General features: G+C 74.9%; 14 protein-coding genes and 1 tRNA gene. 7 read left to right on the top strand and 8 right to left on the bottom strand.

Annotation, left to right across the window (positions count from 1 at the left end; translation table 11 throughout):
* Window positions 1-19 precede the first annotated feature (19 nt).
* Window positions 20-583: a TetR/AcrR family transcriptional regulator gene (locus tag G9H72_RS15045; protein WP_166172489.1), complete on the bottom strand. Its 564-nt coding sequence runs from the start codon at window positions 581-583 to the stop codon at window positions 20-22.
* A 141-nt stretch (window positions 584-724) separates the two neighbouring features.
* Between G9H72_RS15045 and gap the strand changes: the two genes are divergently transcribed.
* Window positions 725-1732, top strand: coding sequence for a type I glyceraldehyde-3-phosphate dehydrogenase (gene gap, locus G9H72_RS15050; protein ID WP_166172491.1), 1008 nt, complete (start codon window positions 725-727; stop codon window positions 1730-1732).
* A gap of 57 nt (window positions 1733-1789) precedes the next feature.
* On the opposite strand, the gene G9H72_RS15055 is transcribed toward gap, so the two are convergent.
* Window positions 1790-2791: a DUF4917 family protein gene (locus G9H72_RS15055; RefSeq protein WP_166172493.1), complete on the bottom strand. Its 1002-nt coding sequence runs from the start codon at window positions 2789-2791 to the stop codon at window positions 1790-1792.
* Window positions 2792-2883: 92 nt separating this feature from the next.
* Here G9H72_RS15055 and G9H72_RS15060 point away from each other — a divergent pair, with 92 nt between their 5' ends.
* The gene (locus tag G9H72_RS15060; protein WP_166172656.1) at window positions 2884-3744 is read left to right on the top strand and encodes an NAD-dependent protein deacetylase; all 861 of its coding nucleotides are present in this window, start codon (window positions 2884-2886) and stop codon (window positions 3742-3744) included.
* Window positions 3745-3911: 167 nt separating this feature from the next.
* Here G9H72_RS15060 and G9H72_RS15065 read toward each other — a convergent pair whose 3' ends face one another.
* The 3 genes from G9H72_RS15065 to G9H72_RS15075 form a co-directional block, all read right to left on the bottom strand.
* On the bottom strand, window positions 3912-4724 hold the full coding sequence (locus G9H72_RS15065; RefSeq protein WP_166172495.1) for a rod shape-determining protein: 813 nt from the start codon (window positions 4722-4724) through the stop codon (window positions 3912-3914).
* The gene (locus G9H72_RS15070) at window positions 4721-5512 is read right to left on the bottom strand and encodes a TraR/DksA family transcriptional regulator (protein WP_166172497.1); all 792 of its coding nucleotides are present in this window, start codon (window positions 5510-5512) and stop codon (window positions 4721-4723) included. Before G9H72_RS15070 ends, G9H72_RS15065 begins: the two co-directional genes overlap by 4 nt.
* A 234-nt stretch (window positions 5513-5746) precedes the next feature.
* A tRNA-Gly gene (locus tag G9H72_RS15075) sits at window positions 5747-5820 on the bottom strand.
* 115 nt (window positions 5821-5935) lie between these two features.
* Here G9H72_RS15075 and dcd point away from each other — a divergent pair.
* Window positions 5936-6523 carry a dCTP deaminase gene (gene dcd / locus G9H72_RS15080; RefSeq protein WP_166172499.1) on the top strand — a complete coding sequence of 196 codons (588 nt, stop codon included), beginning with the start codon at window positions 5936-5938 and terminating at the stop codon, window positions 6521-6523.
* A gap of 6 nt (window positions 6524-6529) precedes the next feature.
* On the opposite strand, the gene G9H72_RS23085 is transcribed toward dcd, so the two are convergent.
* From G9H72_RS23085 to G9H72_RS15095, 3 genes are all read right to left on the bottom strand, one after another.
* A complete protein-coding gene (locus G9H72_RS23085) occupies window positions 6530-10033 on the bottom strand; it encodes a putative bifunctional diguanylate cyclase/phosphodiesterase (protein ID WP_331272334.1) in 3504 nt (1167 codons plus the stop codon).
* Between the two features lie 70 nt (window positions 10034-10103).
* Window positions 10104-10250, bottom strand: a complete 147-nt coding sequence (locus G9H72_RS15090) for a hypothetical protein (RefSeq protein ID WP_166172503.1) — start codon at window positions 10248-10250, stop codon at window positions 10104-10106.
* Window positions 10251-10365: 115 nt separating this feature from the next.
* Window positions 10366-10662: a DUF4235 domain-containing protein gene (locus G9H72_RS15095; protein WP_166172505.1), complete on the bottom strand. Its 297-nt coding sequence runs from the start codon at window positions 10660-10662 to the stop codon at window positions 10366-10368.
* A 161-nt stretch (window positions 10663-10823) separates the two neighbouring features.
* Here G9H72_RS15095 and G9H72_RS15100 point away from each other — a divergent pair, with 161 nt between their 5' ends.
* The 4 genes from G9H72_RS15100 (at window position 10824) to dnaJ (ending at window position 15538) form a co-directional block, all read left to right on the top strand.
* Entirely contained in the window at window positions 10824-11771 is a 948-nt protein-coding gene (locus G9H72_RS15100) for a phosphatase PAP2 family protein (RefSeq protein ID WP_166172507.1), read from the top strand.
* Window positions 11772-11863: 92 nt separating this feature from the next.
* Window positions 11864-13726 carry a molecular chaperone DnaK gene (gene dnaK / locus G9H72_RS15105; protein ID WP_166172509.1) on the top strand — a complete coding sequence of 621 codons (1863 nt, stop codon included), beginning with the start codon at window positions 11864-11866 and terminating at the stop codon, window positions 13724-13726.
* Window positions 13723-14319 carry a nucleotide exchange factor GrpE gene (gene grpE / locus G9H72_RS15110; RefSeq protein ID WP_331272335.1) on the top strand — a complete coding sequence of 199 codons (597 nt, stop codon included), beginning with the start codon at window positions 13723-13725 and terminating at the stop codon, window positions 14317-14319. The genes dnaK and grpE overlap by 4 nt, the downstream gene beginning before the upstream one ends.
* A 55-nt stretch (window positions 14320-14374) precedes the next feature.
* Window positions 14375-15538 carry a molecular chaperone DnaJ gene (dnaJ, locus tag G9H72_RS15115; protein ID WP_166172511.1) on the top strand — a complete coding sequence of 388 codons (1164 nt, stop codon included), beginning with the start codon at window positions 14375-14377 and terminating at the stop codon, window positions 15536-15538.
* The last annotated feature ends 3 nt before the right edge of the window (window positions 15539-15541 follow it).

Raw genomic sequence — 15541 nt, forward strand, 5'->3', positions numbered from 1 at the left:
GCTCCGGGGCCTCGTGGGGTCAGGGGTGCAGGCCGCGCAGGAGGGCGAGCGCGCCGTCCACGGCCCGGGCGAAGTCCTCGGGGTCGCCGGACGCCCGCGCCAGGACGTAGCCGCCCTGCACCACGGCGGTCAGCGTCGCCGCCAGCTGCTCCGGGTCGACCGTGTCCGGCAGCTCGCCGGCCGCGACGGCCTCGGCCAGGACGTCGGCGTAGCGGCCGCGGACCCAGCGGAAGGCCTCGTCGATCGGCGCACGCAACGTGTCGCTGGCCACGACGTCCGGGTCGTGCGTCATGCGCCCCACCCGGCAGCCGCGCAGTACGTCGCGCTCCCGGGTGAGGTTCGCGGTGATCCGCTCCATGGGCGTGCCCGGCCCGCTGAGCGCGGCCTCCGTCCCGGCGCTGAGGTCGCGGGCGGTCCGCTCCAGCGCGGTCGCGGCGAGGTCGGCCTTGCCGCTGAAGTGGTGGTACATGCTGCCCTGCCCGGCGCCGGCGCGCTCCTGCACGGCGCGCGGGCTGGTGCCGACGTAGCCGCGTTCCCAGAGCAGTTCCTGCATCGCCTCGACCAGACGCGTGCGCGTGTCCACGACTCGAACGTACCTCCGGGTACACGCTCCGGCGCTCCCGTGGCGGCCGCGACCCGGCCGGTGGTGGGAAGCTGCTCGCGTTCCGTGCGTACTAGTAGGTACAGTGCTCGGCGTAGGCAGACCTCAAGCCCTGGAGGCTTCGTGCGCATCGCCATCAACGGGTTCGGCCGCATCGGCCGCAGCTTCCTCCGCTCGACCCTCGCCCGCTACTCCGACGACGCCCCGTTCGAGATCGTGGCGGTGAACGATCTGACGGCCCCGGCGACCCTCGCCCACCTGCTCCGCTACGACACCGCGTTCGGCCCGCTCGCCCAAGCGGTCGACCTCGTCGACGACGTCCTCGTCGTCGGCGGGCACAAGATCCGGGTGCTCGCCGAGCGCGACCCGGCGGCGCTGCCCTGGCGCGAGCTCGGCGTCGACCTCGTCGTGGAGTCGACCGGGGTGTTCACGGACGCGGCGAAGGCCCGGGCCCACCTCGACGCCGGCGCGCGCAAGGTCGTCGTCTCGGCGCCGGCGACCGGAGAGGACCTCACGCTGGCGTACGGCATCAACTCCGACGCGTACGACCCGGAGCGGCACTCGATCGTGTCGAACGCATCGTGCACCACGAACAGCCTTGCGCCGCTGGCGAAGGTGCTCAACGACGCGATCGGCATCGAGTCCGGCCTCATGACGACCGTGCACGCGTACACCCAGGACCAGAACCTGCAGGACGGGCCGCACAAGGACCTGCGCCGGGCGCGGGCCGCGGCGCACAACATCGTCCCCACGAGCAGCGGCGCCGCGAAGGCCATCGGTCTCGTGCTCCCCGAGCTCAACGGGCGTCTGGCCGGGTTCGCGGTGCGCGTGCCGGTGCTCACCGGCTCGCTCACCGACCTGACGGTCACCGTCTCCCGTCCCACGACCGTCGAGGAGGTCAACGCCGCCTTCCGCGCCGCGGCGGACGGCCCGCTCGCCGGGATCCTGCGCTACAACGAGGCGCCCCTGGTGTCCAGCGACATCGTCGGCGACCCGTCCTCGACCATCTTCGACGCGCCGCTGACCAACGTCGCCGGCACGACGGTGAAGGTGCTCGGCTGGTACGACAACGAGTGGGGCTTCTCCAACCGGCTCGTGGACACGGTGCAGCTGGTGGGCGCCGGGCTCTGACGAAGCGCACTTCGGCGAAGCGGCCTGCGGTGGACGTGCTGCCGCGGGCCGCGTGCGTCAGCTCCCGGGGGTGAGCGCCCACTCCGGGCTCGTCAGCGGGTGCGTGGCCACGTCGAAGAACACCAGGTCCTCCCGCCCGCCCAGCCGGGCGATGAGCGCCGCCTTCGCCGCCACGACCTCGCCGGGCCGGCCCCGGCGCACCCCGACCGCGACGCGCTCCCGGTGACGCAGGGCCTCCACGACGTGCTCGTCAGCGGGGCTCAGGCTGGTGCCGAGGACCGCCACGGGGGAGCGGTCGTCGCGCAGGGCCAGGAAGGCGCGCCGCAGGTAGCGGGACCGGGCGATGGTCTCCTGCTTCTGCAGCGCCCCGCCCTCGCTGACGAAGAGCGGCTGGCGGCCGGGGTGGGCGGCGTACATCGCGGGCAGGTCGCGGAGCAGGTTGCCCTCACCGGACGTCCACTTGCCGACGTCCCCGGTGGCGCTGTCCTGCCACAGGTGCAGCGCGCCGTGGACGAACCAGAGCGCGGTCCACCCGGGGCGCTGCGGCTCGTCGGGGTCGAACGGGTCCGGCGGGCCGAAGAAGTCCTGCACCGTCAGGCTCCCGGTGACGTCGCGCTTCTCCAGGATGCTCCAGTAGACGAGCAGGTCGTAGTTGAGGGTGAAGACGCGTTCGTACGTCTCGATCTCCCGCCCGATCGCGGTGCACGTCGTCGAGGGCAGCCGGGAGCGCGGGACGTGCACACGGTGCACGGCGTCGAGCAGGCCGCGGCGTACCTCGGTGTAGAGAGCGGACACGGCCGACGAGTCCTGGCCGAGGGCGGTCAGCAGGGCACGGGCGCGCCAGAGCGTGTCCAGCACGCCCTCGAAGTCGGTCGTGCCCAGCGCCCGGAACGCCTGCTGCGCCGCGGGGGACAGCGCGGCCCGCTCGTAGAGCGTGGCGTAGCGGAAGTCGGGCCAGACGTTGATGCTCACCCCGTTGCCGAGCAGGAGGGCAGGCCACTCCGCCTCCTGGCGCACCTCGTCCCACCTGAGCAGACCGGGCGTCACCGTGTCGGGCATCCCGCACCTCCTGTCGCGGCGTCGGGTCGACCCTGCCAGCCGCCGCCGACAGCGCGCACCTCGCTCGGCTGACGCACCATGGAACCGTGGAGCTGGATCGGAACGACAGCGCGCTCGACGCGCTCTCCTGCCTGGTCTCCGACGGCGAGGTCGTGGTCCTGAGCGGAGCGGGCCTCTCGACGGAGTCGGGCATCCCGGACTACCGGGGGCCGTCGGGCGTCGCCCGCCTGCACACACCGATGACCTACCAGACGTTCACCCGGGACGAGCAGGCCCGGCGCCGCTACTGGGCGCGCAGCTACCTCGGCTGGCGCCAGGTCGCGGCCGCGGTGCCGAACGACGGGCACCGCGCCGTGGCCCGGCTCGAGGAGCTCGGCCTGCTGGCGGGCATCGTGACGCAGAACGTCGACGGCCTGCACCAGGCGGCGGGGGCGCGGTCGGTGCTCGAGCTGCACGGCAGCCTCGGGGCGGTCGTCTGCCTGGACTGCGGGCGCTCCAGCTCACGGCTCGACCTGGACGCCCGGCTGCGGGACGCCAACCCGGGCTGGCGGCCGGCGTCCGGGCCGGTGAACCCGGACGGGGACGTCGACCTCGACGACGCCGAGCTCGAAGGGTTCGTGGCCGTCCCGTGCGAGGTGTGCGGGGGGACGCTCAAGCCCGACGTCGTGTTCTTCGGCGAGGCCGTCCCGCCGGCCCGCGTCGCCGCCTCGTACGCCCTGGTCGAGCGGGCCGGGCTGCTGCTCGTCCTCGGGTCGTCCCTCACGGTCATGTCCGGGTTCCGGTTCGTGCTGCGGGCCGCGAAGCTCGGCGTCCCGGTCGCGATCGTGAACGCGGGGCCGACCCGGGGGGACGCGCACGCCCGGGTGCGCATCGACGCCCCGCTCGGGCAGGTGCTGCGGGAGCTGGTGGGCGCGGTCCCGGCCCCCGCCCTGGCGGCACCGGCCGGCCGCTGACCTCGCGGGCGTCCCCTGCGGACGGGCCTGGGCGAGCCCGGAGGCCGAGCGCGGATCCCGGATGTACGGGGGACCAGGACCGTCGCAGTGTGCGGGCGGGAGCCTGCGGGAGCTGCGGACCCGGGTGCCGGCGCCGGCCGCGGTCGACCGGCGCCGGCGGAACGCCCTCAGCCGGCGGCGACGCCGGCCCGCATGCAGCACGACAGGCCCGCGACCACCGCTCGGCGCGGCGCCGGGCACACCTGCACCGGAGCCCCCCAGCTGCCGGCGAGGGACGGGGCGAGGCCGGGGAGCAGCGCCCCGCCGCCGACCAGCCGGACCGGCCGGGCGGCCAGGTCCCCGGCGAGGGTGTCCGGCACGCGCTGCAGCACCGACCGCATCGCGTGCACGACGCGGGGCGTCACGTGGCGCGGGTCGTCCAGGTAGTCGCGGGCTCCCACGCGTACGGCCGCCTGCGCCACGACCGCGCCGTCGGCGACGGCTCCCACCTCGATGATCCCCGCGCCCACGTCGCAGACCAGCCCCGGCGAGGAGTCGCTGACGTCCACCCCGCCGCCGATGGCGCCCGCCAGCACGCTGTCCACCGGCACGACCTGCGCGCCGGTCGCCGACGACACGACCCCGGCCAGCACGGTCGCGTCGTACGGCCCCGCGACCGACGGGACGCACACCGCCACCGCGCCGGCATCGTGCCCGTCGCGGTCCAGCAGCAGCCGGAGGAACTGCACGCACAGCACCGGGTCCGTGATGCGCGCCCGGCGGACCGGCCACGCCAGCTTGTGCGGTCCGTCGACCGCCGCCTGCCACGCCGCCCAGCCTGCCGCCGTCGGCGTGCCGGAGCCGTCGAGCGCGACGACGGTCGGCTCGTCCAGGACCAGCTCGCCGTCCGCCGTGGCCAGGAGCGTCCGGGCCGTTCCGAGGTCCAGCGCGAGGTCGGAGCCGGCGCGCCTGCGCCTGAGGGCGCCGAGCACCGGGCTCACCGCCCCGCGGCGTCGCGTCGCGCGCAGTCCACGCAGCCGGGCGGGTACGGACGCAGCTCCAGCCGCGGCGCCGGGATGCGCGCCGAGCAGGAGACGCAGACGCCGTACGTGCCGGCGGCCATGCGCGCGAGGGCGGCCTCGATCTCGCGCAGGACGCTGCGTACGGAGTCCAGGTGTGCGGCGAGGACGAGGTCGCCCGCGGCGGGCTCCGCGCCCTGGGCGGCGAGCTGCTCGCGGCGCTCGGCACGGCACCGCTCGAGCTCGACGCGGAGCTCGGCCAGCTGCGCCGGGGTCAGCGGGTCGGCGGCCGGGGTACGTCGTGCGTCCACGCGAGGGGTGGCCGAAGAGATCGACATGGGCGTGCTCCAAAGGCTGGAAAAGGAAAACGCGCCGCAGGTGCGGCGCGTCCGGTGGTGTCCGTCTGGCTCGCGGGGGAGCCGGGGTGCCACCGGAGGAGCGCGCCCACGCTGCGGGCCGGCCGACCGGGAGAGGGCTCGTCGTCCCGGCGGGCAGGACGCGGGCAGGAGCAGCAGGAGCAGGACACCGGCCGCGAGCGGCACGGCCGGGGCGGTGCCCTCGAGGTGCTCGCGGGCAGCGGAGAGCCGGGCCGCCGGGGCGCGCTCGACGTGCGCGGCGTCGAGGACGGGCGCGTCCGACGCGCGCGACACGTCCCCGGTAGGGCGGGCGTCGGCGGCGCCGGAGGTGGACTGCGGGGCGAGGGCCAGCACGACGAGCACGGCGAGGACGAGCGCCCCCACCTGCTGCGCCCGCACGGCCCGCCGCTCCATGCGAGCCGACCGTAGCCCCGAACCGGGAGAAATGCGAACGACCTCCGCCGCCGTCAGGGGCTTCCTACCGGCGAGGCGTGCCTCCTACCCGGCAGAACGGGCTGGAGGCGCGACGCCGTGGCCGGAGGAAGGCGCGAGCGCAGGCCCGGACAGCACGAAGCCCCCACGACGGCGCCGTCGGTCCGGCGACGCGCAGGGGCTCGGGGAAGCACTCGGGGAAGAACTCGAGTGGAGTGGAGCGGGTGACGGGAATCGAACCCGCACTGTCAGCTTGGGAAGCTGATGTTCTGCCATTGAACTACACCCGCGTGCGCATACCCCGGAGCCGGAGCCCCAGGGACGAGCGGAGCCAGCATAGCCGCTAGCGTGCCCGCGTACGGAAGCACGGGCCCGAGCGGCCACCCCGAGCCCCGAGGAGGCGCAGTGATCCTGTCCGACGGGACCATCCGCCGCCTGCTCGCCGAGGGGCGGCTGGTCATCGACCCCATCGACCCGGCCCAGGTCCAGCCGGCCAGCGTCGACGTACGCCTCGGCGCCGAGTTCCTCGTCTTCCGCAACCACACCGCCGAGGTCATCGACCCGTACGAGAAGCGCGACGACCTCATGGAGAAGGTGCGGGTGCCCGAGGGCCAGCCGTTCGTGCTGCACCCGGGGGAGTTCGTGCTGGGCACGACGCTGGAGGCGATCGGCCTGCCCGACGACCTCGTCGCCCGGGTCGAGGGCAAGAGCAGCCTGGGGCGGCTCGGGCTGCTGATCCACGCCACCGCGGGCTTCGTCGACCCCGGCTGGACGCGCGGCCAGATCACCCTCGAGCTGTCCAACGTCGCGACGTTGCCGATCAAGCTCTGGCCGGGGATGCGGATCGGCCAGCTGTCGTTCCACTGCCTGGACGCGCCGGCCGAGCGGCCGTACGGACACCCCGACCTCGGCTCGAAGTACGTCGGACAGCGCGGGCCGGTGGCCTCGCAGTACCAGCAGAACAGGCACGGCGCCGGGCAGCCGGAGGGCTGACGGGGCTCAGCCGGCCGGCAGGGCGAACGGCTCCGGCCACACCTCCGCCGCGGGCACGGGCCGCCGCAGCAGGTAGCCCTGGGCCGAGTCGCAGCCCAGCGCGCGGACGACGGCCAGCTGCTCGGGCAGCTCCACGCCCTCGGCGGTGGACTCGAGGCCGAGCCCGTGGGCGAGCGCGATGGTCGCGGCCACGACGCGGCGCGCGCCCTCGTCGTGGTGGGCCTGCTGGACGAACTGCCGGTCGATCTTCAGGCTGTGCGGGGAGAGGCTGCCCAGGTGGGCCAGGGACGAGTGCCCGGTCCCGAAGTCGTCGACCTCGAGGCCCACCCCGAGCGCCGCCAGCGCGTCGAGGTGCAGCGCGGAGGCGGCCGGGTCCCGCATGAGCGTGTTCTCCGAGATCTCGACCGAGAGCGCGGAGCCCGGCAGGCCGTGCGCCCGGAGGGCGGCCTCGACCCGGTCGACCAGGCCGCTGCTCAGCTGGGCCGGGGAGACGTTGACGAAGACCGGCTGGGCGTGGCCCGCGGAACGCCAGGCGGCGGCCTGGGCGCAGGCCGCGTCCAGCACCCACTCGCCCAGCTGCACGATGAGCCCGGACTCCTCGGCTGCGGACAGGAAGGCGGCCGGCTCCACGATGCGGCCGTCCTGCCGCCAGCGCACGAGCGCCTCGCACCCGCGCAGCTCCGCGTCGCGCAGCCCGACCACGGGCTGGTAGCGCAGCTCGAGGTCGCCCACCGTGACCGCTCGACGCAGGGACTGGGTGAGGTCGAGGACGCGGCGCGCCCGGTCGGTCCGGACGGTGTCGTGCCGGGCGAGCCGGGCCCGGCCTCCCTCCTTCGCGTCGAGCAGGGCCCCGTCGGCGCGCGCGAGCAGGTCGCTGGCGTCGGTGCCCGGCTCGGCGACGGCCAGCCCGACGCTGGCCGACTGCACGACCTCCCGGCCGTGCACCAGGACCGGCCGCTCGAGGCTGTCCAGGATCCGCAGCGCGATGTGCTCGGCGTCCTCCGGCCGGGGCAGGTCCTCGCAGAGCAGCACGAACTCGTCCCCGCCGTAGCGCGCCAGCGTGTCGCCGGGGCGGACGACACTGCTGAGCCGGTGGGTGACCTGGCGGAGCAGCTCGTCGCCGAACGGGTGGCCGTGGGTGTCGTTCGCCGCCTTGAAGTGGTCGAGGTCGAGGAAGAGCACGGCCAGGGTGGCCGGGTGCCGTTGCGCCCGGGCGACCGCGTGGTTGACCCGGTCCAGGAGCAGGGACCGGTTCGGCAGCCCGGTGAGCGGGTCGTGCGTCGCCCGGTGGGCGGCGTCCCGCTCGGCGGCCCGCCGCTCGGTGACGTCGTCGTAGGTCAGGATCGCCCCGCCTCCCGCACGCGGCACCGCACGGCAGTGGTACCACCGCTCGACGCCGTTCCGCGGCCGCATCACGTCCGACTCGTACGCGCTCTGGCGCCCCGCGAGCAGCTCCTCCACCGCCGCCGCCAGCGCTGCGAGCGAGGGGCTGACGTACTCGACGGCGACGCGGCGCAGCAGCGTGGGGTAGTGCCAGCCGGACTCCTCGCGCAGCTGCTCGATGCCCGGGTCGTCGGCCGTCGTCTCCGACCACCACCGGTTGACCCGCTCCATCCGGCCCCCGCCGTCGAGGACGACGAGGCCGACGGGCAGCGCGTCGATGATCTCGGCGATGTGCCCCACGCTGTCGGCCAGCGCCGCCTCGGTGGCGCGGTGCTCGGTGACCTCGCGCCGCATGTCCTGCAGCAGCTGCGCGTTGTCCAGGTGCACGGCGACGCGCTGGGCGAGGACGTGCAGGAAGCGCTGCTCCTCCTCCGAGTACGGCGCCCGCCGGTCGCTGCGCCACACCCCCATCGCGCCCCAGACCCGGTCCCGCCCGGCCAGGCGCTCGGCGATGAAGTGCATCCCCTCGGTGTCGGGGATCCTCGTCCCGAAGCGGCCGGCGCCGCTGCGGACCTCGGCGGGGGAGAGGAAGTTCGCCAGGACCGTGCCCTCGTCGAGCGCACGGCGCAGCAGGAGCGGCGGCACGTCGTCGGGCTGGATGCGCAGCTCCCGGCGCACCTCCTCGCGGATCCGCGCATCCCAGTGCGCCAGCGACAGGGCGCGCAACCGCAAGCCGCCGTCCGGGTCCACCAGCGCGACCGCGCAGGCCTCCCCGAGGACGTCGCCGATCGCGCGCGCCACGTCCTCGGCTATGGCCACCGGGTCTCCGCCCGAGCGCGCCAGGCTCTCGGAGATCTCGGCGCCCGCCTCCTGGCGCACCACCGCGGCCTCGAGCGCGGCCTCGACCCGGCGGCGGTCCTCGATCTCCCGGCGTGCGGTGAACAGCAGCCGTGCGTTGTCCAGCTGGAGCCCGACGCGCTCGCCCAGCACCCGCAGGCTCTCGAGGTCGGCCTCGGAGAACGGCACCCGGTCCTGGCCCCGCAGGACGAAGACGGCGCCGACGGGGCCCTGCCGCCCCTCCAGCCGTCGGGTGAGCAGCCAGAGCGGAGCCATGCCCTGCAGCAGGGGCGCGGCCTCGGGGCCGACCAGCCCGGCGATCTCGGCGTCCGTCACGAGGGTCAGCCAGAGCTCGCCCTCCTCCATGGTGCGCTGGACGGCGCCACCCGGCACGACCCCGTGCGCCTGCGCCGCCCGATGGTCGAGGATCCGTTGCAGCGCGTGCTGCATGGTGGGGTCGGGGTGGGCCACGCCGATGTGCACCGGGATACGGCCCGACGGGTCGAGCACGACGACGGCGGCCGGGTCGCCGAACACGGCGGAGGCGGTGCCCGCCACCGCGCGCGCCGCGCTGCGCAGGTCGTCCGCCGCCTCGGCCAGCCGGTCCGGCGCGGCCGCCAGCAGGCCCTCCCGCTGCAGCGCGCTCTCGTGGGCCTGCAGCGCGGCCGGCTTGCCTGCTCCGCCCGGGCTTCGCCCGCCGCGGCGCGCGTTCTCCAGCGCCAGCGCCAGGCCGCTCGCCGCCGCCCCGGCGAGGGCCGGGCCCAGGGAGCCCGGGTGCTCGTCGCGGTGGCCTGCCGGCTGCGGGGCCGGGAGCGGCTCGACGAGCGCGATCGCGCCCAGGGAGCGCACGCCGACGCGCAGGGCGGCGGTGACCACGCGCGACTGCCGCAGAGCCGGCGGCACGGCGGCTTCGGGGTCGCCCGCCGGCGCCCCGAGGGCCTGCAGCGCCTCCTCCCCGACGAGCTCGCGAGGTGTCGACTGGGCTTGGGCGAGCGCCGGTGCGCCGGTCGCGGCGGTCCCCGCCGCTCGGGCCCACCGGGTCAGCGTCGCCGTCACCTCCGGGTCGGGGTGCCAGGCCCCCACGTCCGGGGAGGACGTGCCGCTCCACACGACGCACCCGCAGCGCGAGCCCAGGGCCTCGGCCACGGTCGCCGCCAGGCGATGCACGGGGCGGGCGGCTTCGGCTGGGTCGCTGAGCCGGCCGAGCACGTGCAGCAGGACGTCGCCCGCGGTGGGACGCGGTGCGGTCGGCCCACCGGTGCGCTGCCCCGGCTCGTCCACGGCCCTCACGGCAAACCCCCGGCTCCTCGCTTGCGCCAAGGCTGGGACTCCACGGCCACGTTGGCAAGCCCCCGACGCGCTACACCGCGAGGTTCACGAGCCAGCGCAGCACCGGCACGAGGATGTGCGGAGCGGCGATCACGAGCAGCAGGCCGGCGACCACCCCGGCGAGAACGCGGGTGGCGAGCCCCGGGCCACCGTCGGGGCCCCGCAGGCTGCGCAGCACGCGACGAGCGTACGCACAAACGACCGCCCGCGCTCGCCGTCACCGCGGCGGGCGCAGTGGGGCGGAACGGGGTGGGGCGGGTGGGGTGCGGCCGTCCCGCGCGGCCGCGCGCAGCTCAGCTGCTGGCGTCCTGCAGGTCCGACGGCGTGTAGCCGGTCGCCTTGCGCCAGACCACGGTCGCCTGCCGGGTCGCGACCAGCCGGGTGAGGCCGATCACCGCGCCGGAGATGAGCGCCCAGCCGACCGCCTCCTGCCACGAGACGTCCGGGTCCTCGGGGTTGACGGGGGGCTCGTTGCCCGTGATCGCCTTCCAGGCGCCGGTGACGGACTTGCGGCCCACCCATGCCGCGGCGATGGCGGAGAGCGCGGTGAGGGCCTTGAACCCCACCCCGCCGGATCCCTGACTGCCCATGGGCCCTCGTCCTCTCCCGCGTCTGTCACGTCGCCGGGCGCCGGCCCGGTCCCGGACCGGAGCGTGCCCCCGGCCCTCCGTGACCATGCCCGGCACCCTAGCCGGGCCCCGTTCGCGAGAACCGGGGGCGTGCCGTCCACCCGGCCTGCCACGCTGGGCGGATGCAGCCCGCTCCGCCGTCCGGCCCGTCGGCGCCGTCCGGCCCGATCCGGCCGACCGGTTCGCCGGGCCGCGCCCGGGCCGGCCGCCGGGACCTGCGGGCCCTGCTCGGGCTGGCCGCCGGCTGCTTCGCCGCGGTGCTCGGTGTCTGGGCCTTCTTCGGGCGTACCCGCCGCGGGATGATGGCCGACTCCTACGGCGTGGGCGGCGCCGCCTCGTTCAAGGCGCGCTTCGCCGACCAGCTGTCGGTCCCGCTCGACGCGGTCTCGGTCCCGTCGCTGCTCGTCGCCGCGGCCCTGCTCGCCGCGGTCGGGCTCGCCCGCCGGCGGCCGTGGCTCGCTGCCGCCGCGGTCGCGGTCCAGCTCGGCGGGCCGGTGCTCACCGCGGGCCTGAAGCAGCTGCTCGCGCGCGACGTCGACAGCGGATGGGTGCACACGCTGCCGAGCGGCCACACCACGGTGGCCACGGCGTCCGCGCTGGCCGCGGTCCTGCTCACGGCCGAGCGCTGGCGGGCCGCGGTCGCCGGGCTCGGGGCCTGCTTCGCCGTCGCGGTGGGGGTCGCCTCGGTGGGGATCCAGGCGCACATGCCCAGTGACGTGGCCGCCGCCTACGCGAGCACGCTCGGCTGGGGGCTGCTCGTCGTGGCCGCCCTCGCCGCGTACGCCCCCCAGGAGCTGCCGGAGCGCGCGGCCGGCGCGCGGCTCTACCGCCAGGTGCTGGTGCTCGGCTCGCTGGCCGCCCTGCTGGGGGCCTTCGGCCTGCTCGTGCTGGCCCGACTGGTCGCCGCTCCCCCTCGGGTCGTCGGGGACCTGTTCGACATCGCCTTCGCGGGAGCGGCCTGCGGGGTGGCCGCCGGCGCGCTGGCCGTGCTCGCCCTGTGGCTGGGAGTCGTGGGGCGGGTCCGCAGCCGACGGGACGGGGGCCGCGAGCACCGCTCGCAACAAAGTTGAGCCGTCGGGAATCAACTCGGTTTGACGGCCGTTGTCACGGGCAGCCACCATGAGCCGCATCGGCTCAACCCGAACTTCCCGGAGGTATCCCCATGGCCCGCGCGGTCGGCATCGACCTCGGTACGACCAACTCGGTCGTCTCGGTCCTCGAGGGCGGCGAGCCCACCGTCATCGCCAACGCCGAGGGCGCCCGTACGACGCCGTCGGTCGTGGCCTTCGCCAAGAACGGCGAGGTGCTCGTGGGCGAGGTGGCCAAGCGCCAGGCGGTCACCAACCCCGACCGCACCATCCGCTCGGTCAAGCGCCACGTCGGCACCAATTGGACCGTCGAGATCGACGGCAAGAAGTACACCCCGCAGGAGATCAGCGCGCGCGTGCTGCAGAAGCTCAAGCGCGACGCGGAGTCCTACCTCGGCGAGCCCGTCACCGACGCGGTCATCACGGTCCCGGCGTACTTCAACGACGCCCAGCGCCAGGCCACGAAGGAGGCCGGCGAGATCGCGGGCCTCAACGTCCTGCGCATCGTCAACGAGCCCACGGCGGCCGCGCTCGCGTACGGCCTGGACAAGGGCGAGAAGGACCAGACGATCCTCGTCTTCGACCTCGGCGGCGGCACGTTCGACGTGTCCCTGCTCGAGATCGGCGAGGGCGTCGTCGAGGTCAAGGCCACCTCGGGCGACAACCACCTCGGTGGCGACGACTGGGACCAGCGGATCGTCGACTGGCTGGTGGAGAAGTTCAAGGCTGCGCACGGCGCCGACCTGTCCAAGGACAAGATGGCGATGCAGCGCATCCGCGAGGCCGCGGAGAAGGCCAAGATCGAGCTCTCGAGCCAGCAGCAGACCTCGATCAACCTGCCCTACATCACCGTCGACGCCGAGCGGAACCCGCTCTTCCTCGACGAGACGCTGTCGCGCGCGGAGTTCCAGCGCATCACCTCGGACCTGCTCGAGCGCACCAAGGTGCCGTTCCGCAACGTGCTGCGCGACGCGGGCGTGCCGGTCGACAAGATCGACCACGTCGTGCTCGTCGGCGGCTCGACCCGCATGCCGGCGGTCGTCGACGTCGTGAAGGAGCTGACCGGGGGGCGCGAGCCCAACAAGGGCGTGAACCCGGACGAGGTCGTCGCCGTCGGCGCCACGCTGCAGGCCGGCGTGCTCAAGGGCGAGGTCAAGGACGTCCTGCTGCTCGACGTCACCCCGCTGTCCCTCGGCATCGAGACCAAGGGCGGCATCATGACCAAGCTCATCGAGCGCAACACGACGATCCCGACCAAGCGCTCGGAGATCTTCACGACCGCTGACGACAACCAGCCGTCGGTGCAGATCCAGGTCTACCAGGGCGAGCGCGAGATGGCCTCGCTCAACAAGCGGCTCGGGATGTTCGAGCTGACCGGTCTCCCGCCGGCGCCGCGCGGCGTGCCGCAGATCGAGGTCACCTTCGACATCGACGCGAACGGCATCGTCAACGTCCACGCCAAGGACCTCGGCACCGGTCGCGAGCAGCGCATGACCATCACCGGCGGCTCGGCCCTCCCCAAGGAGGACATCGAGCGCATGGTGAAGGACGCCGAGGCCCACGCCGAGGAGGACCGCAAGCGCCGCGAGGAGGCCGAGGTCCGCAACACGGCCGAGTCGCTCGTCTACCAGACGGAGAAGTTCCTCACCGACAACGCGGACAAGGTCCCGGCGGACGCCAAGGCCGAGGTCGAGGACGCCGTGGGCGCGCTGAAGTCCGCGCTCGGGGGCACCGACACCGAGGCGATCAAGTCGGCCACCGACCGGGTCGCGCAGTCGAGCCAGAAGCTCGGTTCGGCCATGTACGCCAACGCCCAGGGTGCCGGTGAGGCCGGCCCGGGTGCCGCGGCGGGCGGCTTCGGCGGCGGTGCCACGGCCGGCGGCGCCAACGACGACGTGGTGGACGCCGAGATCGTCGACGAGGACGAGCAGAAGTGAGCGACGCGCACCTCGAGAGCGAGGCCCCGGAGCCGGTCGTCCGCGACAAGCGGCGGATCGACCCCGAGACCGGAGCGGTCCGGGAGCAGGCCGAGCAGCCTGCTCCCGCCGCCCCGGCGGCGGGCGCGGCGGAGGCCCCGGCCGCGGGCACCTCGGGCAGCGACGTCGAGCAGCAGCTGGCCGAGCGCACGGCCGACCTGCAGCGGCTGACGGCGGAGTACGCCAACTACCGCAAGCGGGTGGACCGCGACCGGGAGGCCGTCCGCGAGGCCGCGCTGGCCAACGTGCTCACCAGCTTCCTGCCGGTGCTGGACGACATCGACCGCGCGCGCAGCCACGGTGAGCTGGTCGGCGGCTTCAAGGCCGTCGCCGACTCGCTGGCCGCGGTCATCGACAAGCTCGGGCTGACGCGCTTCGGCGAGCCCGGCGAGCCGTTCGACCCGACGGTGCACGAGGCCCTCATGCACGAGTACTCCGCCGACGTGACCGAGGCGACCTGCGTGACCGTGCTGCAGCCGGGCTTCCGGATCGGCGAGCGCATCGTCCGCCCCGCGCGGGTGGCGGTGGCTGAGCCGGCCGGCTCAGCCGAATAACGAAGCACCATCCGCGAATCGGAAGTCAGATGACACTGAGGGGAGGGGACGCCGGGTGAGCACCAAGGACTTCCTGGAGAAGGACTACTACAAGGCGCTCGGTGTCTCCAAGGACGCGTCCGCCGACGAGATCAAGAAGTCCTACCGCAAGCTGGCCCGGCAGTACCACCCTGACGCCAACAAGGGTGACGCCGCGTCCGAGGAGCGGTTCAAGGAGATCTCCGAGGCGTACGACGTCCTGTCCGACGCCAAGCGGCGCAAGGAGTACGACGACGCCCGCTCGTTGTTCGGCTCCGGCGCGGGCCGGTTCCGGTCGGCCGGCGGGCCGGGCGGGGTCAGCTTCGACATCGGCGACATCTTCGGCGGCGCCGCCGCCGGTGGCGCGCAGGGCGGGCTGGGTGACGTCCTCGGCGGGCTGTTCGGCGGCGTGCGCCGGCCGGGCGGCCCGCGCCGGGGCGCCGATGTCGAGTCCGAGGTGAGCATCTCGTTCCTCGAGAGCATCGACGGGCGCACCGTCGCGCTGCGCAAGAGCAGCGAGAAGCCCTGCCAGGAGTGCAACGGGACGGGCGGGCGCAACGGCAGCATGCCGCGTACCTGCCCGGAGTGCGAGGGCACCGGCCGCACCAGCGTCGGGGGCGGCTCCGGTTTCGCCTTCGCCGAGCCCTGCCGCAACTGCAAGGGCCGGGGGCTCGTCGTGGACGACCCGTGCCCGAACTGCCACGGCAGCGGGCGCGCGCAGGGCAGCGAGGTGCTCAACGTCCGGATTCCCGCCGGGGTCAAGGACGGGCAGCGCATCCGGCTCAAGGGCAAGGGCGCTCCCGGTGAGCGCGGGGGCCCGGCCGGCGACCTGTACGTCACGGTGCACGTCGCCCCGCACCCGGTCTTCGGACGTTCGGGTGACGACCTCACGGTGACCGTGCCCGTCTCGTTCCCCGAGGCAGCGCTCGGCACCGAGCTGAAGGTGCCGACCCTGGGCGGCAACCCCGTCACGCTCCGGCTCCCCGCCGGAACGGCCAACGGGCGCACGATGCGGGCGCGCGGCAAGGGCGCGACCCGCAAGGACGGCACCCGTGGCGACCTGCTCGTCACCGTGCAGGTCGCGGTGCCCGCGAAGCTGTCGGCCAAGGCCAAGGCGGCCCTCGAGGCGTACGCCGAGGCGACGGCCGGTGACGACCCGCGGGCCGGCTTCTACGAAGCGGCCCGCAGCGACAGGGGGTAGGTG

Source organism: Motilibacter aurantiacus, assembly GCF_011250645.1.
Taxonomy (GTDB): Bacteria; Actinomycetota; Actinomycetes; order Motilibacterales; family Motilibacteraceae; genus Motilibacter_A; species Motilibacter_A aurantiacus.